This is a genomic window from Nocardia rhizosphaerihabitans, assembly GCF_014646295.1.
Taxonomy (GTDB): domain Bacteria; phylum Actinomycetota; class Actinomycetes; order Mycobacteriales; family Mycobacteriaceae; genus Nocardia; species Nocardia rhizosphaerihabitans.
In genome coordinates, this window is the sequence record NZ_BMNE01000026.1 from 1 (window position 1) to 738 (window position 738).

1 protein-coding gene is annotated in these 738 nt (G+C 60.4%); it reads left to right on the plus strand.

The genetic code is table 11. The features are described 5' to 3' along the window. The coding region (locus IEY60_RS35435; protein ID WP_189034936.1) for a hypothetical protein at positions 1 to 738 on the plus strand (738 nt) is incomplete at both ends.

The window sequence follows — 738 nt, forward strand, 5'->3', positions numbered from 1 at the left end:
CGCCAACGCCACCACCTTCAACACCCCCGCCACCGGAACCGATCACTGGCCCAGGATCTGGAAAGAACACTCCGTACCGAACTCGAACTGGAGCAACGGGCCTGGTGAGCCGACCACCGCCGGGTCGGGTGCCCCGTTCGACCCGAACGTGAAGAAGGACCTCGAAGGGTTCATCGAGCACGGCTACCAGTTCGGGTTGTACGACTTCGCCAACATCAGGTTGATCATCGAGAAGAACGCGCGCAACGTCCCCTGGATCGCTGGTGAGTGGCGGGCGTTCGCCGATATCTGGCGGCACTCGGTCCTGAACTTCAAAACAGCTGTGTCACCGGTGTTCACCGCGGGCCATTGGCAGGGTGAGGGTGCTGAGCAGGCGGTGGCGTTCCTCACCAAATATCTTGATACCGCGAAATCGTTGGAAAACAGTATGGTGTCGATGTCGAACGTCATCGGTAACACCGCCAACTTCATGTCGTATGTGCACAACAATCTGCCGTTCTACTCCGAGATCGAAGTCGACGACAACCAGGTCCCCACCAAAGTCGGCACCCATAACGCGTCCAGTCACATCACCGTGATCCGTGACTTCTGGGACACCGGTTACGACGGCACCGGCCGCCTCGGTTACCGCGACGGCATGTCCCAAATCATGGGATGGGTTCCGACTTTCGCCGACCCCATCACCCTCACAGCTGCCCCGCCGGTCACCCCCAACAACAGTGGCGGTGGCACCGGCGG